At 64.8% G+C, this 23,502-nt stretch carries 17 protein-coding genes and 4 pseudogenes; 19 read left to right on the top strand and 2 right to left on the bottom strand.

Translation table 11 applies throughout. The features are described 5' to 3' along the window. Positions 1-380: 380 nt before the first annotated feature. Positions 381-650 (bottom strand): hypothetical protein, encoded by a 270-nt coding sequence (locus tag ABZW96_RS27685; RefSeq protein ID WP_355078542.1) that lies wholly within the window; start codon positions 648-650, stop codon positions 381-383. A gap of 479 nt (positions 651-1,129) precedes the next feature. Between ABZW96_RS27685 and ABZW96_RS27680 the strand changes: the two are divergent. The 10 genes and pseudogenes from ABZW96_RS27680 to ABZW96_RS27635 form a co-directional block, all read left to right on the top strand. Further along, positions 1,130-1,327, top strand: a pseudogene (locus tag ABZW96_RS27680) (IS21 family transposase); the annotation flags it as partial. A gap of 362 nt (positions 1,328-1,689) precedes the next feature. Next, the gene (locus ABZW96_RS27675) at positions 1,690-2,013 is read left to right on the top strand and encodes a hypothetical protein (protein WP_355078541.1); all 324 of its coding nucleotides are present in this window, start codon (positions 1,690-1,692) and stop codon (positions 2,011-2,013) included. 240 nt (positions 2,014-2,253) lie between these two features. Next, complete coding sequence (locus tag ABZW96_RS27670; protein ID WP_355078540.1) at positions 2,254-3,501, top strand: FAD-binding oxidoreductase; 1,248 nt, start codon at positions 2,254-2,256, stop codon at positions 3,499-3,501. Further along, positions 3,492-4,331 (top strand): DivIVA domain-containing protein, encoded by an 840-nt coding sequence (locus ABZW96_RS27665; RefSeq protein WP_355078539.1) that lies wholly within the window; start codon positions 3,492-3,494, stop codon positions 4,329-4,331. The genes ABZW96_RS27670 and ABZW96_RS27665 overlap by 10 nt, the downstream gene beginning before the upstream one ends. Before the next feature lie 760 nt (positions 4,332-5,091). Continuing rightward, positions 5,092-6,072, top strand: coding sequence for a GNAT family N-acetyltransferase (locus ABZW96_RS27660; protein ID WP_355078538.1), 981 nt, complete (start codon positions 5,092-5,094; stop codon positions 6,070-6,072). Next, positions 6,062-7,345: an MFS transporter gene (locus ABZW96_RS27655; RefSeq protein ID WP_355078537.1), complete on the top strand. Its 1,284-nt coding sequence runs from the start codon at positions 6,062-6,064 to the stop codon at positions 7,343-7,345. The genes ABZW96_RS27660 and ABZW96_RS27655 overlap by 11 nt, the downstream gene beginning before the upstream one ends. Next, the gene (locus ABZW96_RS27650) at positions 7,324-8,562 is read left to right on the top strand and encodes a hypothetical protein (RefSeq protein WP_355078536.1); all 1,239 of its coding nucleotides are present in this window, start codon (positions 7,324-7,326) and stop codon (positions 8,560-8,562) included. The genes ABZW96_RS27655 and ABZW96_RS27650 overlap by 22 nt, the downstream gene beginning before the upstream one ends. Positions 8,563-8,583: 21 nt before the next feature. Beyond that, complete coding sequence (locus tag ABZW96_RS27645; RefSeq protein WP_355078535.1) at positions 8,584-9,873, top strand: lysine 2,3-aminomutase; 1,290 nt, start codon at positions 8,584-8,586, stop codon at positions 9,871-9,873. A 628-nt stretch (positions 9,874-10,501) separates the two neighbouring features. Beyond that, entirely contained in the window at positions 10,502-11,431 is a 930-nt protein-coding gene (locus ABZW96_RS27640) for a tyrosine-type recombinase/integrase (protein WP_355078534.1), read from the top strand. Between the two features lie 492 nt (positions 11,432-11,923). After that, positions 11,924-12,478, top strand: a complete 555-nt coding sequence (locus ABZW96_RS27635; protein WP_355078533.1) for a hypothetical protein — start codon at positions 11,924-11,926, stop codon at positions 12,476-12,478. 255 nt (positions 12,479-12,733) lie between these two features. Here ABZW96_RS27635 and ABZW96_RS27630 read toward each other — a convergent pair whose 3' ends face one another. Next, entirely contained in the window at positions 12,734-13,270 is a 537-nt protein-coding gene (locus ABZW96_RS27630) for a hypothetical protein (protein ID WP_355078532.1), read from the bottom strand. A gap of 413 nt (positions 13,271-13,683) precedes the next feature. On the opposite strand from ABZW96_RS27630, the gene ABZW96_RS27625 reads away from it, so the two are divergent. From ABZW96_RS27625 to ABZW96_RS27585, 9 genes and pseudogenes are all read left to right on the top strand, one after another. Continuing rightward, the gene (locus ABZW96_RS27625) at positions 13,684-14,310 is read left to right on the top strand and encodes a hypothetical protein (RefSeq protein WP_355078531.1); all 627 of its coding nucleotides are present in this window, start codon (positions 13,684-13,686) and stop codon (positions 14,308-14,310) included. 259 nt (positions 14,311-14,569) lie between these two features. Continuing rightward, a pseudogene (locus ABZW96_RS27620) lies at positions 14,570-15,145 on the top strand (transposase family protein); the annotation flags it as partial. 76 nt (positions 15,146-15,221) lie between these two features. Further along, the gene (locus ABZW96_RS27615) at positions 15,222-16,376 is read left to right on the top strand and encodes a hypothetical protein (RefSeq protein ID WP_355078554.1); all 1,155 of its coding nucleotides are present in this window, start codon (positions 15,222-15,224) and stop codon (positions 16,374-16,376) included. A 246-nt stretch (positions 16,377-16,622) separates the two neighbouring features. Further along, entirely contained in the window at positions 16,623-17,528 is a 906-nt protein-coding gene (locus ABZW96_RS27610; protein ID WP_355078530.1) for a hypothetical protein, read from the top strand. Positions 17,529-17,810: 282 nt separating this feature from the next. Next, a complete protein-coding gene (locus ABZW96_RS27605; RefSeq protein WP_355078529.1) occupies positions 17,811-18,167 on the top strand; it encodes a site-specific integrase in 357 nt (118 codons plus the stop codon). Between the two features lie 582 nt (positions 18,168-18,749). Then, positions 18,750-19,804: pseudogene (locus tag ABZW96_RS27600) on the top strand (IS110 family transposase). A gap of 120 nt (positions 19,805-19,924) precedes the next feature. After that, entirely contained in the window at positions 19,925-21,202 is a 1,278-nt protein-coding gene (locus tag ABZW96_RS27595; RefSeq protein WP_355078528.1) for an IS256 family transposase, read from the top strand. Beyond that, positions 21,199-21,696 carry an HAD domain-containing protein gene (locus ABZW96_RS27590; RefSeq protein WP_355078527.1) on the top strand — a complete coding sequence of 166 codons (498 nt, stop codon included), beginning with the start codon at positions 21,199-21,201 and terminating at the stop codon, positions 21,694-21,696. The genes ABZW96_RS27595 and ABZW96_RS27590 overlap by 4 nt, the downstream gene beginning before the upstream one ends. 243 nt (positions 21,697-21,939) lie before the next feature. Then, a pseudogene (locus ABZW96_RS27585) lies at positions 21,940-23,261 on the top strand (IS256 family transposase). Positions 23,262-23,502 lie beyond the last annotated feature (241 nt).

Below are 23,502 nucleotides of genomic sequence, written 5' to 3'. Positions count from 1 at the left end.
GCCGCCCGCGCACCCCGCACCAACTCCCGACGCTGAGCCTCGGTCACCACCAAATCCGGGCCCGATCTCGGCCGCCCCGTCCTCGCCACCGCCGAGTCCTACAATTAGCCAACGGATTTCAGGCGCGGAACACTAGATACAACGGCTCTGTCGCACTTTTGGGGTATGGCTATCCGAGCAGGATCCGGTGTCGTAGCAGCCGGAACCCGGCACGGCCATACATCTGTCTCTCGAGGAGCTTCGTTTTTCGTGTTCACGCCCTCGCAAGGGCTGTTGCTGTAGGGCAGGGTCAGTCCAGCGACCGCGGCGTCGTGGTCCTGGTTCAGGCCGCGCAGGAACGGTTCGAGCTCTGGCAGCCCAGCCCTGCGGGCTTGTTCGATTTAGCGGGCCAGGTCTCCGCCGCGCCGGTCGGTCATGATCCAGGCGAACTCTCCGACCAGGTCGTTGAGCCAAGTCATTTCCGGGGATGCGCCGACCAGTTCGCGCAGGTGAGAGCGGCGGGTCTCGGTCAGCTCGGCAGGGTTGATCATGATCCAGCCGGTGAGCGTGCGGCCCGAGACTGCGACACGGTCACGGGCCAGGCGTCCTTCGTTGACGTAGCGGTAGAGCAGGTTCAGCCTGATCTCCCCGAAGAGCTGTCTGACCGGCACCCCGGGCTCGGCGGCGCGTCGGGTCCGCAGATGGTCGCGGTAGGGATCGACAACCCGGGGCGATACTGATGTGGACGGCGCAGCGAATCCGGTTTGGGTGCAGAGGCATACCGCTACACAGTGTTCAACGCCAGCCCCAACCGGCGGGAACAGTCGAGCAACCCGACACCGGAGTTGAGCAACTCGTGCACCGCATGCCAGCGTTCGATCGTGGTGGTCTCGCGCGCCCGTCGGTGCCGTTTCGGCCCTGCGACCGACCAGCAGCGGCCGTACGCAACGACCACTTTTTCCCCGGCCGGCCCGCCGAACCCATTGCGGCATCGGGCGACCGAGACCGCAGCGAGGTCGAACAGTTCGACTCTGTCGAAAGCGATCGGCTGCCATCCCGACTGGGTATGGAGCCGTCGCCGGATAGCCTTCCAGCCCAAACGGTGACGGTGCATCACCCACCGGATCGTCCGCCACCAGACGAATGCTGGAAAGTGACCGAGCCGGCCGCGGCGTTCGCGGGAACTCTTGGGACGAGAATTGTTCTGGAGCCGCCGCGGGACCCGGAGTTCAAGGGCATGGTCGGGCGCTGCAACGGTTTCCTGGAGACCTCGTTCCTGCCCGGCCGCCGATGCACCTCGCCAGCCGACTTCAACACGCAGCTGGGTGAGTGGCTGGTTCGCGCCAACAACCCAGCGCTTGCTTCCTGGACTGCCGGTCATCGACCGCGATACCAATCGACGCCGGTTGGCGTACCCTTCCGGGCCGTGCCCGAGCCGATCGCAATCCAATACTGATCGGTCTCATAGATGGGGTGGGTCATGTGCACAGAGGATGAGGCATTTCCCCCATAGGAAAACCTCACTCATCCGACGAGAATTGGAAATTGTGACGGACGAAGGTGTCGACCCACAAGCGAGATAACGCCGAAGGTGTTGCCCGCCAGGGATGATCGCTACGCTCTGGGTGCACAACGACGCCGCGTTGACATACCCCATTCGGCTGACGAGTTGTTCTCTCGCAGCCGACCGACCAGGAACCGATCTTTGCGATGACTGCCCAATTGCCTCTTGCATACGGATATTTGCGTGATGACATGCTGTGCGACCTTGGCTGTAAGTCGAGCGAAGACAGGCTGCGCGCCGCTGCCGGATCGCTCGGTTATGAGCTGGGCACCGTGTTCCACGAACCGGCGCCCGAAAGCGGGACACTTCCACCGGCATTCGTAGATCTCGTCCAGGAATGCCGGCGAGCCGCAGCCCACGCCGTGATAACGCCGCACGGACATCTGTCGAACATGTCCGTGTGCCGCATGGTCCTCCTGGCGGTCCTCGACGTACGAGCCGACGCCACAGTGCACGAAGTCGAGTTTTGATACCCCTCTCATCATCGTGGTGTCGATGACAGCAGAATCTCGGACATCGGCGCGGCGGCCGACATGCCGGAGGCGACCGGCATGCTCAGCGCGTAATCTCGGCGGGTCGCACTGTGCGAATCGAAGTCGTTCGATCCGCAAGGCGAGTGACGTAGGCATTTGCCCCATACCCACGAGCTGCGGATCGTGGAAGATTCATGCCGTGATCGAGGTACGCGGAACCGAAGCAGATGAGCTCGGGTGCCCCAGTTGCACTGCTGTCTGGGCACCGGAATGAGCTGGCAACCCGGCATGGATATCCCAGCGCTCAGAGACAGTTGGTCGAGCGTTCAGAAGGTCGGCGACGAAGCTGTCTTGTACTTCTACTCACATCTGTTCATGGCGCATCCCGAGGTCCGCGAGATGTTTCCGGTGTCCATGACGACGCAGCGTGGCAGATTCTTCGCGGCACTCGGGCACATCGTCACCAACGTCGACCGAATCGGCGCCGACCCGACCTTCATTCAGCAACTCGGCCGCGACCACCGCAAGTTCCAGGTCGTCGCCGACCACTACCCCGCGGCCGGCGCGTCATTGCTGGCCACTTTGCAGTACTTCCTCGGGGCGTCCTGGACCGACGGCCTCGCCGCCACCTGGGCAGAGGCGTACAACGCGGTCGCGGGAATTATGATCATGGCCGCTGATAAGGACAACGAGAGCGCCCCGGCCTGGTGGGACGCGCAAGTCATAGCCACCGAACGCCGCACTATAGACATCGGGCTGCTGCGTATCCGCCCAACCCAGCCATATCCCTATATCGCCGGTCAGTCCATGGCGGTGCAGACTCCACTGCGTCCTCGGCTGTGGCGGTACTACACGCCGGCGAACGCACCCCGTCCGGACGGAACTCTCGACCTACATGTGCAGATCGTAGCGGGTGGACAGGTCAGCGCCGCTTTGGCCAGGACGGTCGCGGTGGGCGACATGTTGCGACTCGGTGCGCCGATCGGCACCGCATTCGCCCTGCCCACGGACTTCCGTGGCAACCTATTGCTAGTTGCCGGTGGTACCGGCCTCGCTCCGATGACCGCGCTGATCGAACAACTCGACGAACGCTGGCGCGACACCGGCGAAGTTACGAATGTCAATCTGTTCCATGGGGTCCGGACCCAGCAGAACCTCTATGACCACACCTTCTTGTGCGAGCTGGCCCGCACCCGGCCATGGTTGGATTACACGCCGGTCATCTCGGATGACCCAGCCTACCCTGGTGCACGCGGACCAGTCGGCACGGTCGTCGCACAAAACTATCGCTGGCGCGGCGAGACCGCACTCATCTGCGGCTCCACCATGATGGTCGCGCACACGGCAAGTGAACTGCGACGCGCGGGGGTGCCCGCCTCGGCCCTCCGATTCGAGAACTTCGATGGCGGCCACCCAGACGACAGCACGCCGCAGACCTCCGCGGCTCCAGCGGGGATAGCGCACGAGGTGACGACATGGCAATAAAGGCACGTGATATCGAGAACGCCCGGTTCAAGAAGTCGGCGTTGGGCCGACGCGGCTACGACGAACGGGATGTCGACGAATACATGGTCCGTGTCGCCCGCGAGGTCTCTCGGCTGAACTCGATGAACAAACGTTTGAGCCAGCAAGTAGAGTTCAGCGATGAGAAGGCGCTCCTGGCCGACAACGACTATCTCGCCCATCAGGTCGCGGAACTCGAGCACCGGCTTTCGATGTACAAATCGACATTCGACGATCCTGCGACGATCGAACGGCTACGCACCGAACTAGCGGATTTGCAGCGCGAGAACGCACAGCTCCGCGAGGATTCGCAGCATGATGCGCTGGGGATCCATGTGCGGGCGGTCAACATGCTCAGCCAAGCCCAGATCACCGCCGAATCCACGGTGGCCGAGGCCGAAATCTATGCTCGCGAACTGGTCGTGCAGGCCCGTGAACAGTACGCCGACATCCTGCGGCAAGCTCAGAAATCGGCGGCCTACGCCGCCGACGGCATCGCGGCCGTAGCGGTCCCGGCGGCGGCGACTTCCGAACCGCTGGCAGCCGAGCTCGAGTACATCCGCACGTACGCGCAGATCGCGGGGAAGCAGATGCACACGATCGTCGAGGCGTTGTTCATCGAGATCGACAAATTAGGACGTGAACGGCCACGACCTCTTGGCGATGCCGAATCAGATTGTGAACTGGAGATCACCGAGTCCAGCACTCTGTCAATGACACAGATACCGCCTTCGACATGGCAGGACGCGCTCGAATCCACAGGACGGTCACGAGCAACTCACGAGACTCCATCCGCCGATGGACAGGCATGAGGGTCATGATCGGCGCCCGGCAGCATGCGGGTCCTGGTACACATTTCGATCTGCTCCGACTTCGCCGCTGAGTTCCACAACGCAGAACGCAGTGGGGAAGTACCGCCCAAGACAAGGGCCGCTGGCATGGATCGCCCGCGTGAGGCCTAGCAGTACATCGGCCTGGGCAAACCCATCAACGACGCAATAAGTCGCCTGACGAGATACGCCATCCACGGCAAGATCATTGGCGAAACCTGGCCAGGCGACATCGGCTATGGCCAGTACACCGAGCATCGCTGATGGAGACAAACCGTCAGGATGGCTCAAGTCCACGTCGTCAAAGGCCTCATGACGATCGCCAGCGAGCCCACCTACGCATCGTTGAATGACATACGGACCGTCGTCTACGCAGGGTGATCTGCCAATAGTTAGCGAACCGTTGTCTAGCGGTTCACTATCCGTTGGACGCAAGGGTGGTCGACCCGCTTCGCGGACGCTTCGCCTCGCCAGCCGTCGAGCATCGGCGCTGACTGCACCAGAGGAGCATTGAATATCTTTGCGAGGCCGCCAGGACCTTGTTAGGCAAAGGTGATATCTGTACGCTAGACAACGGTACATTATTCAAAGGGCCGTTCACTTTCGCCGGTGATCTTGGTAGTGGCCCTCTGAGATCACCCTTCCCGTGATGTGCAGGTGAGCTATGCGTGTCGACTCGAAAGCCACAACCATCCGCCCTCCTGAATGGGGTGATCTCGCGGCGGAAGTATCCGACTACACTGTGTCGATCTCCTGGCTCGAGACCATGGGGCCGCTGCTGCCGGGTGAACCTCGATGGCTGGTCGTCTCGGCAGAACAACAGACTCGGGTCGGATTGCATGCCCGCTGGCTGCATTCCCCACCTCCCGATGCCCGGTTCGACATCGCGGCCGTGCTGCGCGGCGACCTCCCGTCGCCGGAGCCGCGAACACCTCCGGCCGCGGTGCCGGACACCGCAGCCTTGTATCCGTCCGTGCTGGTGACCCTGCCCGGATATTCCTGCGCGGCAGCCGGCTCCGGCTCCACGCAACCGGCGCTACTGCGGGAAACCATGAGCGCCCTGGATACGTGGGCCGCAGCGCAGGGGGCGCGATCGGTGTCGTTCCTGTACCTACCCGAGCGGCAAGAACTGCTGCGCGCGGCCTTGACCGAGTTCGGGGCGAGGCAGGTAGAGCTGTACCCGACCTGCGTACTGCCGATGACCTTCGGCAGTATGGACGAATACCTGCAGCAGCTGCCGCGCCCACGCCGCAAGGGCATCGGGCGGCTCCTGCGCCGCCTCGCCGAGAAGGACATGACAGTCGGCGAGGTCGATCTGGCCGAGGTGCGCGACGACGTGCTGGAACTACGTCTCGACCTGTTGCGGAAGTACAACTCCGCCGCAGATCGCGACACGCAGTCCGCGGCGCTGGATCGGATGCTCACGCACTACCGTCGCGAGGACATCGTGGTGACGGCGGTCCAACGCGCCGGCCGGGTCGTCGGCTTCACCCACGGTCTGCGTAACGGAAACACGCTGCGGCAGCTGTGGTGTGGACACCTGCCCGAGGCATATGGCTCCTACTTCGTGACGTGCTTCTACGCACAGGTCCAGGCCGCGTTGCAGCGCGGCGTCGAACGCATCGACTACGGCACACTCGAGTGGGGTCTGAAGACCGATCACGGTTCCCGGCTGGAACCGTTGGCCGGCTACACGTGGACGGTGACAGGCGATGGGCGATAGCCGGCTGTTCCTCTTCGGCCAATCCATCTCGCTGCTCGGCGACGGCCTGGCCGTGCTCGCCGTTCCACTACTGGTGTTGCAGCTGACCGGCAGCCCGGTGCTGTCGGCGCTGGCCGCGGCTCCGCGCGTGATCGGTTACCTGATCGCGGGACTGCCCGCGGGCCCACTGGTGGATCGTACCGATCCGTGGCGGGTACTCATCGCCGCCGATGCGGTGCGGATGGCGGTATTCCTGCTGCTGTCCGCCGCGGTGGCGGTGAACGGATGCCCGGTCGGGATAATCCTGTGCTTCGCCTCCGTCGCCGGGGTGGCCGCGGTGTTCTTCGAGACCGCGCTGGCTGTCGCGGTGCGAGACCTCTGCACCGGACCTCGGTTGATCCGCGCCAACGGGTTCCTGGAAACCTCCGGGCAGCTCTCGCTCGTGCTCGGCCCGGCAGCGGTGGGTGTGCTGGTGGCGGCGGCAGGCCAAGAGGTGGCGTTGCTGGCGAACGCGGCAACCTTCGCGGTGTCGCTGCTCACCGTGTGGCACACGTACAGGAGGCTGCCGGCCGCCGAATTCACCGGCGCCGCCATAACCGTGGGTGAAAATCGCCCGCCGGCCCGTGGTGCGAGCGTTCCCGGCTCCATCGGCGCCGAATTCCTCGCCGGACTGCGGTATCTGGTGACCTCGCCCGTCGTCGCGGGCATCACGTTGTTGCAGGCGGTGACCTCCCTCGGCCTCGGGGCCGAAACCTTGATTCCGTTCTTCGCTCGCGAACGCCTCGGCGCGTCCGCCGCCCTGGTGGGTCTCGCGGTGGCCGGAGGCGGCATAGGCGGGGCGCTCGGGGCGCTCATAGCGGCCACTGCCGGGCCACGCCGATCACCGATTCCGATGTGCCTGACGGGCGTGCTGCTCATGGCCGTCGGGCTGGCGCTGGTGGGCGTCGTACCCGGCGTGCAGTGGCTGGCCGTCGCCAACGCGCTGCTGGCGGGCGCGTCCATGGTTGTGGTTGTTGTGGTCCGCACGCTGCGCCAGCAGGTGGTGCCGCGGGCGCAACTCGGCCGGGTTACCAGCGCGGCCCGGGCGCTCGTGCTCGCGGCCTCGGCGGCGGGCGCGATGCTCACCGGACTACTGACACGGCTTTTCGACGACAACCCTCGTCCGGTGTTCGTCGGCGCCGCGGTATTCGTCGCCGTGTCCACCGCGCTGGTATGGGCGGGTGTGCTCGGCCGTAGCGCTCGCTACCTCGACGCCATCGGCAGGAGTAGCCAATGCACCCCCATATCCTCGTAGTCCACCGCTCACGCGGCCCCATCGCTCCGTATCTCGAACGCATCGATCACACTGCCTACATCGTGACCTATGTGTGCGCCGCACAAGTTCTCCACAGCATCCCGCGGCACGCCGCGGCCGAGGTCGTGGTTTTCGACGGCACCGAACCGGTGGACGACGCGGTCCGCAGGCTGGCCGCCCGCCACGGTGTGCCCGAGCGCATTGTGGCGATCAGTGAGACGGACCTGCTGACGGCCGCACAGTTGCGGTCGGAGTTCGGCATCGCCGGCGATCCGCCCGAGCACGCACTACCGTTCCGGGACAAGCTGGTCATGTACGAGAGGGCTGCGGCGGCTGGAGTCGCGGTACCGGTATTCGCCGACGCAACGGACTCCGTGGCGATCTCGGCATTCGCTCGGCAATACGGGTTTCCTGTGCTCGTCAAACCCAGGCTGGGCGCTGCCAGCCGCGACATCGTCACCCTCTCGTCCGCCGCCGATCTCGCCGATCTACCCAACCTGCTCGAGGAACCCTTTCTCGTCCAACGCTTCTGCCCCGACGAGACCGGCTCGGTCGATGGAGTCTGGACCGGCACCGAACTCGGGCCCTGGCGCGGTGCGCGGTACTTCCACAACTGTCTGGACTTCGCCACCGGCGACACCATCTGGGGAGCAGTCGACATCGATGATCGGGCGCTCAACGAACAGCTGGCGTCATTCGCGAACTCGGTGCTCACGGCCCTGAGCGCGGGCGTGCCGACGGTCTTCCACCTCGAACTCTTCCTGGGACCGGCCGGCGCGCCGCGTCCGCAATTGCTGGAAATCGCCGGACGGATCCCCGGCGCCGAGGCAACCCATCTGTGGCGCGAGGTGCACGGTCACGACCTTGTCGGCACGGCGCTGGACATCCAGATGGGCCGCACTCCGGACGCCAGGCCACTGCGGGAGAGTCGGGTCGCCGGCCAGCTGCTGGTGCGCCCTCCCGTACCGCCACCGTGTGTGGTGACGGCCACTCGGTTCGAGGTCGCGCCCGCTCACGCGCCTTACCACCATGCGATTCCGGCGGTCGGCCAGGCCATCACCGAAGCGGCCGGATATGTCGGCATCGGTGCGAGCTTCCGGTTCCGTGCCGGCACCTCGCAGGCCGTGGACGAGGCGATCCGGCACACTCTGTCCGGGTTCCGAATGGACTGTGCTGCCGCGGATTCGGCCAGGGTCGTAGTACCGCAATCATCGTAGGCTCGACCAGAGGGGACGACCATGAAGATCTTCACCGGCGATCGGCTCGCAGACTTGGCCCGAAGCCGCGGATTGCCCGACGATTACCTGCGTGACCTACGGGTTGTGTCCACGGTGTTGCCTTTTCGAGTCAACGACTATGTGGCCGACCAGCTCATCGACTGGTCGGCCGTGCCCGACGATCCGATTTTTCGGCTGACCTTCCCGCATCGAGATATGTTGCCAGCCGATACTTTCACTGCCTTCGCCGAACTGCTGGACGCGGGCGCCTCCCGCGACGTCCTCGCCAAGGCGGCGGCAACGGCGCGGCACGCGCTGAATCCGCATCCCGGCGGTCAGATCGAGGACAACGTGCCGATGCTGGACGGGCATCCGGTGCTCGGCCTGCAGCACAAGTACCGGGAGACGGTACTGGTGTTCCCGTCGCAGGGGCAGACCTGCCATTCCTATTGCGGATATTGCTTTCGCTGGGCGCAATTCGTCGGTTCGGAGACCAGGCAGGCGCTGTCGAGCCCGGACCGCATGGCCGCATACCTGCGCGAGCATCCGGAGGTGACGGACGTGCTGTTCACCGGTGGCGACCCGATGATCATGCGTACCGCCGTGCTGCGCCGCTGGGTGGAACCGTTCCTCGCGGCCGATCTCGAGCACATAGCCACGCTGCGATTCGGGACCAAGTCACTGTCGTATTGGCCGGCCCGATTCGCCGACGACCCCGACGCCGACGACCTGTTACGGCTGCTGGAGCAATGCGCCGAGTCGGGCAGGCATGTGGCAGTGATGGCCCACTTCTCCCATCCGCGTGAACTGCGGACCCCCACGGTGCACCGGGCCATCACGCGCCTGCGCGACACCGGCGCGGTGATCCGGGCGCAGGCTCCGCTGGTCGCACACGTCAACGACGACGCTGAGACGTGGGCACGGCTGTGGCAATGGTCGGTGCAGTCCGGGATCATCCCGTATTACATGTTCATCGAACGGGATACCGGCGCGCGCCGTTACTTCGAGGTGCCACTGGCGCGTGCCCTGCGCATCTATGTGGACGCGATCTCCCGGGTCTCGGGTTTGGCCCGCACCGCCCGCGGCCCGGTGATGTCGACCTATATCGGCAAAATAGTCCTCGACGGCGCCCCAGTTGTCCACGGCGAACAGGTCTTCGCGCTGCGCATGCTCCAGGCGCGCGACCCGGAGCTGGTCGGCAGGCAGTTCTTCGCTCGGTATGATCCGGGCGCACATTGGTTCGACGATCTCGAACCCGCACTGGGCAGTGAGCTCCCCGACCGAGCGAGTGATCCCGTGACTGTAGCCTGACTCGGCGGTCAAAGCAGGTACAAACCCGACCCGGGCCACGAGTATCGCCGAATCAGCGCGTACGGGTCCGCGCCCGAGTAGTCGAAGGTTCACCAGCGGCGTTGGGGTGCGCGGTTCGATGAACGCCCACACAGCCAGGACCACGGCGGAACCCAGCAGCCGCCACCCCGACAAACTCACCGATGGTTCTATCGGCGATCTGTGACGTCACCCATCGGTTGATGTTGGTGTCGGGTTGGTTCGGAAGATGTTCGTATCGGTGAATTTTGACGTCGTGATCTTGGTTGCGGTGCAAGGATCGGTGTGCTTTGTCCCGGTTGTTGTGGAAGTGAGTCGCTGTTGCCTCGTCACTCGAAGGTCGAGCTGTGTGCGGCGATACGACGAGACTCGCGTGCGGGGATGTCGGGTCGGGCGTTGCAGGCCAAGTACGGGGTGGGGGTGGCGCACGGTCCAGGCGGCTACGAACATGGTGTGGCCGGCGGAGCGGAAGACCTATCCGCGGCGGGGGTCGAAGCTGGATCCGTTCAAACCGTTCATCGATGAGGTTCTGCGGGCTGACCTGGATGCTCCACGTAAGCAGCGGCACACGATAAAACGGATCTATGCCCGGTTGATCGACGAGCAAGGCATGACGGGGATCGCGTATCAGACGCTGCGTGACTATGTCGCCGATCGCAAGCCGAAGATCCGGGCCGAGGCCGGGCGGGGCCCGGCGCAGGTGTTCATCCGGCAGAACCATAAGCCGGGTGAGGAAGCCGAGGTCGACTTCGGTGATGTGACGATAGAGGCGGGCACCGGGCCGCCGGTGAACCCGTTCCCGCTGGCCAGGGCGCGGCGGTACGCCCATCACAATCCGATGGACCGGTTCGAGAAGCAGCGTTCAGGTTTGTACCGGCCTCGGCAGCCCCAACACATTCCCCGGCAGATCCCCGACGAGGCGTTCAACGAGCTGTTCGCGCGGCTGTCCAGTGATCGGGACCGGGCGCTGGTCGCGTTCTGGGTGTCGACTGGAGCGCGGGCGGCGGAGCTGCTGGGCGTGCTGCGCGGTGGCGTCGATGTCGGGCAGCAGTTGATCACGGTGGTGCGCAAGGGTTCGCGGGCGATTCAGCAGGTACCGGCCTCGCCGGACGCGTTCGTGTGGTTGCGGTTGTATCAGCAGCAGATCGACGGTCGGGTGCCGTCCGGGCCGGACGATCGGTTGTGGTGGACGCTGCGGCGTCCGTTGCGGCCGTTGACTTACCACGCCGCCAGAGCGATGTTCACCCGGGCCAACGAGCTGCTGGGGTCGAACTGGACTTTGCACGACCTGCGACACACCGCTGCATATCGGCTCGCGCGGGACCCGCAGATGCCGATCACCGATGTCCAGTGGGTTCTGGGTCATGCCTCGCTGACCACGACCCAGATCTATACGGTCCCGACCGCGGCCGATGTCGTCGATGCCGTGGTCGCGCACCATCAGCGGCAGTCGGCGCCGCGACCTGAGCCGAGCAAACCTCCGACTCTGCGATATCGGCAGGAAAGCCTGGATGTCCTGTTCGGTCGGAGGCTGCGGTGACGGGCACGACGGTGACGGCCTCGGCGACGCTCACCAAGACCGCCCGCTCCTGGGAGCTCAGCGACGAGGCGCAGGCGATGCGAGACAAGTTCCCGGCACGCAACGTCGCGGTGAGCTGGCCTCGCAGTCGCCAGGGTCGGGCGGCGGTCGAGGCTCGGCTGCTGAGGCCCCCGTATCTCGGGGTCAGTCGCACCGACCGCTGTCACCGGAAGGTGACGCTGCACGCGGTGCTGGACTGGCTCGAACTGCATCCGGGCGGGTCTTGGCAGCAGCGGTGGGAGGCCAGCGGCGCGGGCCGCGACGGCCGTCGCGACTGGCGCCAGCAATTGGTCGCTGAACTGAACGCGGCAGGCAAGCTGGAGTTGCCCGAATACGTCCGCAAAGCGTTGGGTATGGGCGTGGCGCAGCTGATCGTCGGCGACTATGTGCGTCCGGCGGTGAGCTGGTTGTTGACCACGGCGTCCCCGTTGCGGATCGCCAACGAGATGGCTCGTGTCCGCGACCCAGCAGGATTTCGCCGAACTGGCAGCGATCCGCGCGGACACCTCACTCAGCGACGCGACCATGCTGCCCGCGATCGAGAAGACCGCGCTGGTCATGGCCGCAAAAGGCGGCATGGTCTCGGACATCACCGTCGGCGACTGCCTGGAGTTGCTGGCGACCGCGTGCACGGAGTTCCCCGGCCAGACGCGAGTCGGCCGCAGCCCGGCCTTCTACCGGCTGCTGCACTCGGTCGGGACCTTCCCCGCCGACGCACCCGCGACGGTGCGCATGTTCAGCCGTATCTTCGGAGGTCGCCTGAGCGTTGAGCAGCTCGTCGACCGATATCACCTGTCCTGCCGACCGATCCGCGACCTGCTCGTGGACTACCTGCGCGAACGCCAACCCGGTCTGGACTACAGCAGCCTCACCGGGCTGGCCAACGCGTTGGCGCTGCGGTTCTGGAAGGACCTCGAACGGCATCATCCCGGCATCGACACGCTGCGGCTGAGCCCAGAGATCGCTGCCGCCTGGAAGCAGCGGGCCCGCCGGCAGTGGCACGGGTGAGCATGCGGTCAATGACACCGACCTCGACGCCATCGGCCTCCAGCGCGCGGCGGCAGGGGTCATCGACCGCGCCGACGAACCAGTCCTAGCAGCCAGTAGGCTAATTGCCTCTTCATTGACTTGACCAGCGGAATGCTAAGTATTCACTGGTTCAGAGAAGGTGAGTTGACTGAACTACCGGCCCCTCCCGGGTTGATCTCGTTCTCAGGTGCGTAGTAGCCATGCGCCTTATGCGGCTGTGTGTGGTCGCCGCCGTTAGAACGGCGGCGACCATCGACCCCAGGTTTGGGGGTATCTGGCTGAAGGGTAGACATGCAACGCCCCGGTGACTGGGTGGGGCCACAGGTGGCCCACCCATTCACACTCGGGGATCGCGCCTTCCCAGTCGTCGGTACAGCGGTCCGCCCAGTCACGCCCTACCAGCACCGGCCGGGTAACGAGTTCGGTTGGAGCCTTCTGTACTCGCAAGACCAGGCCCAGGTCGTTCATCCCGGGATTTCCGCGTGGCCCATAGGACACGCCACCCATTGATTCGGGGAGAGCAAAAAGCCATTCTTCCAGCTTGGCCGGGTCGTCACCGGCCAGCCCCATGCCGTCCAGCGTCACCTGCGGCCCGCGAACGGCATCAGTCGCAACGCAAAACAACCGGCCGGAGCCGTCGAAGTACTCGTATACAGCAGGATCTGCTGGACTAAGCCCCAGTTGGATACCCACGACCTCCGGAAAATGGGGGTCGGCCTGGAATCGGCGCAGCTCAGGGATCTCCGGCAACGCCATCGCTGCATCATCCATGCTCATACCGAACCGCAACGGCCCGACGCTCTCCAGCGGTGTGAGTACCCACATCGGCCGAGCCTCATCAGTGGCTCTGTGAGAGCCTGACGATGTCATCCTGTCTGTCCCCTCCGACTGTCTCAGGCTTTGAGAAGGTGGGCTATCCGGTAGATCAGCTATGCGAAAAATGTCTATAAACAGAGGGAATGGGGATTGCCGAGATCCTCGTTCCCGCACCGTTCGGAGGCACTTTTCACGTGAGCAAGCGTAACGGTTGCTATCCGCGCTGGCGGGTGTCGGGTAACGGCACGGGCGTGGGTCTCGCAGGCAGGCCTGTGGGGGATCAGGTACGAACATGAGGTAGTTCTGCGGCACATCACCACACCCACTGCTGAGAAGCCAGACGACTACGCTCATGGCAGCCTTCCGAGATGGACTACCGCGAAGTGTTGCGCGACGTCAGATCGCGACCTGGCATGTTTTTCGGCAGGTCCGAGCTGGGATACGACAAGCTGGTCGCGTTCATCACCGGCCTGGACATCGGCAGCCAAGATTCGATGCTGACCGGTTTCCGCGAGTTCTTGATCCTCAAACTCGACGGCGGTGACAACCTCGTCTGGTCCGGTCTCGTGGTGGAACTCTGTGTTCCCGCCGCTGATCGTCCGCTCAGTGGCGATGACGAACAAGCTGCCGTCGACGGTCTGTTCGACTTGCTCGATGAGTTCCTGGCCGAAACCTCCGACCCTCGCGCGAGAAGCCGCATCTACCACGAGTACTTTCTGCGGCTACAGCGTCAGTGCTGGTACGACGTCGATCTTGAGCGATTCGATGCTTCACCTACTCCACCGCATATCCTGTTAGTCGAGGCGGCAGCACGGCTCGGGTTGGAACGGTCCGCAATCTTTGATCTGATCGCACGGCAAACATTGCGACCTGCACGAGTCGGCGCGGAGCTATATGTCACTGAGCGCCATCTATCCGAGGTCGTGGCCCGCCTGACCGCCAACAACGAAAGATCATCCAGATCAGTCAGGCACACTCCAGAGAACCGAACATAAATTTTGGTTCAGAGAAGGTCCCGGAGGTCGAGTCGATCACCTAGCTCAACGCGATGATTGAGATTGCCCCTGTTTCCCGGACGGGTTGGGTGTGATGCTCACGCGGCTGTGTGAGCGGGGGTGTGGGTTCGTTCGTACTCTACGGGTGTCGGCGGAACGTGAAAACTGGATCTGGCACAGACTTCGTGATTGACCCGGTTCGGGATGCGAAGGGGCGGTTGATAGTTCATTATGTCGCGGGTGTTGTGATCTTGGACCGATGAGGGTTCTGTTCCCGCATCTGGACGGGTTGCGGATCGAGACGGTCCGCGCGGCGGGTTCAACGGTGCGGATCGATGCCGCTACCGGTGAGGATCCGGTCGGGTGTCCCGGCTGCGGGACGCTGTCGGGCCGGGTCCATAGCCGTTATCGGCAGCGGTTGTCGGACACCTCGATCACCGGCCGCGAGGTCGTGATCGGGTTGCGGGTTCGTAGGCTGTTCTGCGGCAACTCTGACTGCGGTAAAACGACTTTCGTCGAGCAGGTGCCGCAGCTCGCGGCCAGGCACGGCCGCCGCACGCTGATCTTGCAGCGTGCGTTGTGCGCGGTCGGGTTGGCGTTGGGCGGCCGTGCTGGCGCGCGTTTGACCCGGCAGCTGGCCGCCACGGTGAGCCGTATGACGTTGCTGCGCCAGATCCGGGCGCTGCCCGATCCTCAGCATCCGCTCCCGCGGGTGCTGGGTGTCGACGATTTCGCCCTGCGGCGCGGGCACGACTACGGAACGATCCTGATCGACATGCAGACCCGCCGCCCGATCGAGGTGCTCGACGACCGGACCGCCGACACCCTCGCGGCCTGGCTGCGAGCCCATCCGGGCGTCGAGATCGTCTGCCGTGACCGCGCCGGCGCCTACGCCATTGGAGGGCGCTGCGGTGGGAGCACCGGACGCGGTGCAGGTCGCCCATCGATGGCATATCTGGCGCAACCTCGGCGAGGCGGTCGAACGCACCGTGGCACGCCACCGCGCCAGCCTCGCTGCCGCGATCGCCGATCCCGAACCGCGAGACCGGCCCGCCATCACCGAGGTCGCCCGAAATACACCGCGGACCGGTCGCGCCCCACCAACGGCAGGATCGCACCGCGGTGCGCACCCGCCAGCGCTGGAGCGAGGTCCATGCGCTGCTGGCCCAGGGCGAGACCATTCGCGCGATCAGCCCCGCCAGCCGGGGCTCGCGCGCGGCACCGCACGCCGCTTCGCTCGCGCGGAATCGGCTGATGAGCTGCTGGTCAACAACCGCACCGGGTACCGCGTCAGCGTGCTCGACGCTTACAAACCCGACCTTCATCGGCGGTGGAACGAGGGCTGCACCAACGCGACCCAACTGTTCGAAGAGATCAAGTCCCGCGGTTACCAGGGCAGCGAGAAGATGGTGCGCACCTACCTGCAGCCCTTCCGCGCCCTCGCGCATATCCCGGCCCCGCCACGCAAACCACCGGCGGTCCGCAGGGTCGTCAGCTGGATCATGACCAACCCCGACACCATCGCTGCCGAGCACCGGGCCGGCCTCGAATCGATCCTGGTCGTGAGCCCAGAACTGGCCACGCTGACCGGGCATGTCCGCGCGTTCGCCAAGATCATGGGCGCGCGGCGCGGCCGAGATCTCGAACGGTGGATGGCCGCCGTCGACGCCGACGACCAACCGGCGCTGCACTCGTTCGTTCGGGGCCTGCGCCGCGATCAGGACGCGGTCGTCGCCGGCTTGACCATGTCCTTATCCGCCAGATTTGAGCCGGTCCCTCGCTTACGAAGCTTTAGCCACTGGTTCCTGTCGTGTGCCGTCCGATCTCGCTCGCCGGACCCGGACCGTCTGGCAGTTCCGAACCGTCCCGGCTACGGGCAGCGCTGCTTCCCGCCTTCCCGGCGTCTCCCAGGTCGAACTGCGCTCCGCTCCTACCAGGCTGCTGCGACAGCCCAGCGAGAAGGTCTTTCACCTCCTTCGATTCCTGGCGCCTCACGGCGCACGAAAGCCGCGTTGAACGCGTTGGCCATCACCTTCGAAGGCCGACTCAGCGCTGGACGGAAGTAACCCGATCAAACCGAGTTACACCGTTGGCTGGACAGAATCGTAGGAGTTTCCCCCATATCGGATTGTGTTGGTGACTGGGCAGGCTGGGCGGATGCTCGCTTCGGCAGAGATTTACTCCCCTCGGCTAACGGTGCTCGTCGGTTCGTCGACTGATCGGATGATGTCGCGTTGACTGGTTGCGATCTTTGTCTCTACCGGTCGGTGACGCCGGGGCTGCCTCGACCGGGGGCGGGTTTCGAGCAGCAAATGCTAGGAATCGAGCGGCTGGAATTCGGGGATGGCTCGGACCATCGGATGCTGCGGCGCACGTTGCGCGCCACGGCTGCGGTCAGCCTGTCGGAGGCCGAATGGATACGCCGGATGCGGGCGACCGGAACTATCCTGCAGCCGCGGGTCAGTGTCGTGGACGGCTATGTCGCGGGCTACATCGCCCAGTGGTGTGACGCCCACAGTGCACGCCTCGGTCCCGCGATCACCGACCTCGAGGTCGGCGCTGGCTTGAGTCTGTTCGACCTGCGGGAAGGATGGGAATCCGACGCACATGCGATGGCCGCCGCGCAGACCGAGTGGAAACTTCCGCGTTCGGTTGGGCCGTCGGTCAGGGAAACGGTGCTGTGGGGCGATACCGAGTTGTGGGCATACGCCCTGGCTGAAGTCCAGGGTTTCAACGAAACGCTGGCAGGTGTGCCCAGCAGCGAGCGCACGGCATGGGGGTGGGCGGCAAGCCGGGTCGCCGGGGTGCTGGCGCTGTGGTCGTGGCGGATCGAACCGGACGCGAGAGGGCCGTTCGCCGTCGCCGCGCACGAAGTCGGTATGTCGGCGCTTGTAGCCGGGAGTCGCTCGCGTCCGCCCAAACTTCGACCGCCCGCGCCGGATCTGGACAAGGCAGCGTTCGTCCTGGCCCAGTTGTGCAGGGAGGTTCACGATCCGCCGACCGAATCCGATTTGGTCGGCGAACTGATCGTCAGTATCACCGCGATTGTGAAGGCGCATAGCGAACGCGGGGAAATGGCCCGAGCGTCGAGGATCAACGCCGCCGCAGTGGATGCCCTCGAATCGACGCGACACGACATACGCACTGCTTCGTCCACTTCGGTGATCGGCTGCCAACTCCGGCTTAGGCACGCGGCATCGCCGTCCCAGCCGAGTTAGCGCCGCACCAGCCATCACAGGATTTGCCGATCAGGCCCGGACACCAGGGTCCGTTCCGAGCCAACAACGACATGGCGAACCCGCAGTTCACCGGCACCGACGCTCTGCCATCGGGCTGCGGAGTGAGCGGTAGAGGTGACCTTTTGCCCTGTCGGGGTTCGGGCTCGACACGGTATCTCGGGCATGTCCATGACGCGCCAGACGTGATTGTGGTCGGCGGGTTCGGGGGTCATATCGGCGCCGTCCGTACTTTCGGGCTGTTCGAATGGGCAGGAGGCGGGTGTGCGGGTGCAGCAGGTGCTGGCGTCGGGTGGGGGTCCGGAGTCCTGGACGGTGCTGGACGTGGGGTTTGCGGTCATCGAGCCGGTTGATGAGTTTTTGGCGCATTTGACCGCGATCGAGCGGTCACCGGGCACCATGCGGTCGTATGCGTTCGATCTACGTGACTTCTCCGCGTTCCTGACTGCACACGAGATCGACTGGCGGACAGTGCGGTTGGAGCATTTCGGTCGGTTCGTGGGTTGGTTGCGGTTGCTCGCCGGGGATGCGGTCGGCGACGGTGACATTCGCTGCCGACGTCCGAGGCGGCGTGTTCGGCGGCGACGATCAACCGCAAGCTATCAGTTACGTGGAATCTGACTGCGGCGGAAACTATCTCGCTGCGATACGACCACGAACTGCTGCGATACGACCACGAACTGAGGAGATGTGTTGAGCACAGTAGTGCTGACGGAGAAGTGGCCGGTGCTCCCGGAGCAATGATCAGAACTTACTTATAGGTGAACGGTGCATCGGCGGTCACGGACACCTGATCAAAACAGGGCCGCGGGTAGGCCTATCCACAGGCTTGGTGCCGGAGACGTCGTGCACCGTTCACCGATCCTGCCTGGTGACTCCTGCCCCGATCTTGGGCGAAAGCCCTCATGTCAGACCGTGAGCGCCGAGGCCGGCTCGCCGGTCCGGACGGGCAGTGCGGTGTGTCGTCCCGTCCGAGCCGGTGTGGACCGGTGGGATTGCTCGTGGTTCGAGCCCGCCCGCGCGGCTTGACGCCTCATCTGTTCGAGAGCCAAGTAGCTCTGGTCAAGATTGGCGCCGTGCGGGGTGCGCTGGGATCGCGAACAGCTCATCGGAGGCAAGCCCACGGAGGCTCGTAAGTAGGTCGCTGCGCGTTCTCGCCCGGGTGTCGGACCAGCGAAACACCCGATCTGATGGAGGTGCGGATTGAACTGTTCATGTGGAATCGACTGGGCCGAAGGGCATCACGATGTCGCGATCGTCCACAGCGGTGGAAAGCTGGTGGCCAAGCAGCGTATCAGCGACGACCCGGCGGGATTCACGGCGTTGACCTCGATGCTCGCCGACGCCGGTGACAGCCCCGACGATCCGATCCCGATCGCCATCGAGACCCCGCGCGGGTTGCTGGTGGCTGCGTTGCGCGCGACCGGGCGTCCGGTGTTTGCGATCAATCCAATGGCCGTGGCCCGCTATCGGGAACGCCACTCGGTGGCCCGCACGAAGTCCGACCACGCCGATGCGATGACGCTGGCGAACATCCTGCGCGTCGATGCCCACCTGTACCGGAAGCTGCCCGCCGACAGCGAATTAGCCCAAGCCATCGCGGTTTTGGCGCGCAGCAGGATGCGGTCTGGCGCGGCAGCAAGGCCAGCAACGAACTGCGGTCGATCCTGCGCGAGTGCTACCCGGCGTTCCTGAACGCCTTTGCGGGCAAGTCGGCAACCGATCTGGCCAAACCGGATGCCCGTGCGGTGCTCGCCATCGCGCCCACACCGGCGCATGCAGCAAAACTCACCAAGACCCGCATCGCGACCGCGTTGCGCCGCGCCGGCCGTCAACGCTGCATCGATGACCGCGCCGCCGAGATACTGCAGCGCCTGCGCATCCCGCAGCTGCGCCAGCCCGGGCTCGTCGAGCAGGCGATGGGCCGACAGGCGCTGGCCCTGCTGGCGATGCTCGATGCCGCCTGCTCCAGGGCCTCCGGCAAGGTCACCTCTGTCACCCACCGGCGGATCAAGAACGACCGGCTCGCCGCAGTCGGCTGGGTCTGGGCCACCTACGCCTCGATCAACCCCGGCCCCGTCCGCGAGCACTACCGCAGGCGCCGAGATCACGGCGACCGCCACGCTGCCGCCCTGCGGCACTTGTTCAACAAGATGCTCGGCCAGCTCTACCACTGCCTGCAAACCCACCAGACCTTCGACCTTGTGAAGGCCTTCGGGCATCCCACCGACACAACCGAAAATCAGACTGTTGCTTGACAGTTAGCGGAATCGGAGGTCTGTGGATGACTGTGAAGGGAGTACCTTCCCGGATGATTTTCGAATCCTGGATCTGATCAAGCCTGGCGCGCCAACGCCGGGCGGGAAGGTACGTCCCGAATGCTCAAGGTAATCGACGGTGGCGCCGGTTCGAACAATGTCGGTGTGGCCGACGGCGCGCCGCGTTCGCCGATCGACGAGATCGTGCGCGAGGGCGCGCGGGCAATGCTCGCGGCGGCATTGCAGGCCGAGGTCGCCGCGTATGTTGCTCAGTTCGCCGATCAACTCGACGAGAACGGGCATCGGCTGGTAGTCCGCAACGGCTACCACCCCGCACGCACCGTGACCACGTCCTCGGGTGCGGTCGAGGTCCGTGCTCCCCGGGTCAACGACAAGCGTGTCGATCCGGAAACAGGTGAACGTCAACGCTTCTCCTCGGCGATTCTGCCGGCATGGTGCCGGAAATCGCCGCAGATCAGTGAGGTGCTGCCACTGCTGTATCTGCATGGGCTGTCCACCGGTGATTTCACCGCGGCCCTCGAGCAGTTCCTCGGCTCCGGTGCCGGTTTGTCGGCGGCCTCGATCACCCGCATGACCGCGCAGTGGCAGGATGAGGCGAAGATGTTCGCGGCCCGGGATCTGTCGAAACTGGACTACGTCTACCTGTGGGTCGACGGCATCCACCTGAAAGTCCGCCTGGAACAAGAGAAACTGTGCCTGCTGGTGATGATCGGCGTACGCGCCGACGGCCGCAAGGCTCTCGTCGCCCTCACCGACGGCTACCGCGAATCAGCCGAGTCGTGGGCTGATCTGCTGCGTGATGCCCGCCGCCGCGGCATGCGTGCCCCGGTTCTCGCGGTCGGTGACGGCGCGCTCGGGTTCTGGACCGCGCTGCGCGAAGTCTTCCCCGACACCCGCGAGCAACGTTGCTGGTTCCACAAATCCGCGAATGTACTGGCCTCACTACCGAAATCAGCCCATCCGGGGGCGACTGCGGCACTGAAGGAGATCTACAACGCCGAGGACATCGACCATGCCCGGCTGGCGATCAAAGCCTTCGAGAAGACCTACGGAGCCAAACACCCGAAAGCGGTCGCCAAGATCATCGACGACGCCGATGTGCTGCTCGAGTTCTACCACTTCCCGGCCGAGCACTTGATCCACCTACGCACCTCGAACCCTATCGAATCATCTTTCGCGACAGTGCGTTTGAGGGCTAGGGTCACCAAAGGACCAGGCTCACGCGCGGCCGGGCTGGCGATGGCGTTCAAACTGCTCGAGTCCGCTCAGAACCGGTGGCGCGCGGTCAACGCACCACACCTGGTCGCTCTCGTCCGCGCCGGAGCGCGTTTCGACCGCGGCGTTCTCGTCGAACGTGATCAGGCCACCGCGGCATGACCGGCCGATCGCAAGGCCCGCTGCTGTTCCTCGATGTCGATGGGCCGCTTCTCCCGTTCGGTGAGGACCCCCAACACCAACCGCGCGCTGTCGTGCCGGACTCGCACCTGTCGCGGCTGGGCCCTGAACTGGGGCGCCGACTGGCAGCGCTGTCGTGGGAGCTGGTCTGGGCCACCACATGGGAAGACGAAGCGAACGCCGAGATCGCGCCCCGGATCGGACTGCCACCGCTGCCGGTCGTGCGCTGGCCCGATTCCTCCGACGAGCACGAACGCGAGGATCGATGGTTCGGGCTGTGCTGGAAGACCTGGACACTGGTGGACTGGGCGGCCGGCCGGCCGTTCGCATGGATCGACGACGAGATCACCGACGCCGACCGCAGCTGGGTCCGCGCACATCATCCCGGCCGCGCGTTCCTACGCCACGTCGAGTCCTTCCGCGGGCTCAGCGACGGCGACTTCGCAGCCCTCGATCAATGGCTAAGAGCAACCTGAATCACCCGCGATCCACAGGAATTGACAATTGCTCCCTCGTCGTCGTGCCTTCCCGCCCAAATCCTGGGCATTCAGACTCTCACAGATCGCCCGGACCGGAACAGAGGGGTCAGGTCAGCCAAACTAGGCCGAGCAATGATCGAAACCTGTGGATGACCGGGAGGGAGTACCTTCCCGGATAATCTGAAAGACAACGGGTTTCGATCGCCTGGCGCGCCAAAGCCGGGCGGGAAGGTACGTCCCATGCTCAAGGTAATCGACGGCGGCGTCGAGCCCAATCAGGACGGCGCGTCGGCGAATGTGTCGGGTTCGGCGATCGCTGAGATCGTGCGCGAGGGCGCACGGCGGATGCTCGCGGCAGCGTTGCAAGCCGAGGTCGCTGCTTATATCGACCAGTTGGCCGGCCACGTGGACGAGAACGGCCACCGGCTGGTGGTGCGCAACGGCTACCACGCCCAACGGCAGGTGCTCACTGCCGCCGGTGCGGTCATTGTGAAGGCGCCGCGGGTCGACGACGGCCGCGTCGATGCTGAAACTGGTGAGCGCCAACGGTTCTCCTCGGCGATCCTGCCCGCCTGGTGTCGCCGCTCCCCGCAGGTCAGCGAGGTGCTGCCGCTGCTGTATCTGCATGGGCTGTCCACCGGTGACTTCGGTGCGGCGCTCGAGCAGTTCCTCGGTTCCGGGGCCGGATTGTCGGCGGCGTCGATCACCCGGCTGACCGCGTCGTGGCAGGACGAGGCGAAAGCGTTCGCCGCCCGCGACCTCTCAGGCACCGATTACGTGTACCTGTGGGTCGATGGCATCCACACCAAAGTCCGGTTGGAGCAGGAGAAACTCTGTTTGCTGGTAATGCTCGGTGTCCGCGCCGACGGCCGCAAGGAGTTGGTCGCGATCAGCGACGGCTACCGCGAATCCACCGAATCCTGGGCCGATCTATTGCGGGATTGCCGTCGTCGCGGCATGACCGCGCCGGTGCTGGCGGTCGGTGACGGCGCGCTCGGGTTCTGGCGGGCGTTGCGCGATGTGTTCCCGCAGACCCGCGAACAACGCTGCTGGTTCCACAAATCCGCGAATGTGCTCGCCTCGTTGCCGAAATCGGCGCATCCCGGCGCAATAGCGGCGATGAAGGACATCTACAACGCCGAGGACATCGATAAGGCCCAGCTCGCAATCAAAGCATTCGACATCGATTACGGCGCAAAGTATCCTAAAGCCGTGGCGAAGATCGTCGATGACGCCGACGTGCTGCTCGAGTTCTACCGCTATCCGGCCGAGCGCTGGATCCACCTGCGCACCACCAACCCCATCGAGTCGACCTTCGCATCGGTCCGGTTGCGGACGAAAGTCACCAAGGGGCAGGCTCCCGCGCCGCCGGAATCTCCATGGCCTACAAGCTGATCGAGGCCGCCCAGGCACGCTGGCGCAAGGTGAACGCCCCCGAACTGGTCGCGCTCGTCCGCAACGGGGCACTATTCCACAAGGGCAAGCTGCTCGAACGACCCCGCGAGATCACCCCGCCGCCCTCAACCGACCCCGCCGACACCACCCGAACGGAGGTCGCCTGAACCTAACCAAAACACAGGTTTTGACAATTTCTCACTAGGCCTGACGATTTCGCCAACCACCCTCCAGATCGAGATAACGAACCGCCGATCAGGAGAGGACCCATCGCCAACGTCCAATGACAAGCTCGCAATCACCTACCGACCCGAGCTCGTTCCTGACTCTCATCGTCGACTGGCTCAATCACGGGGAGAGTTAACATTGCTAGCGATCAGTCACAGTTGTCGGATCCAGTCGCCTGAG

It is taken from the genome of Nocardia sp. NPDC004168, from assembly GCF_040610355.1.
Taxonomy (GTDB): domain Bacteria; phylum Actinomycetota; class Actinomycetes; order Mycobacteriales; family Mycobacteriaceae; genus Nocardia; species Nocardia sichangensis.
The sequence above is the reverse complement of the archived record's forward strand: the minus strand, read 5'-3'. Positions and strand labels throughout refer to the sequence as shown.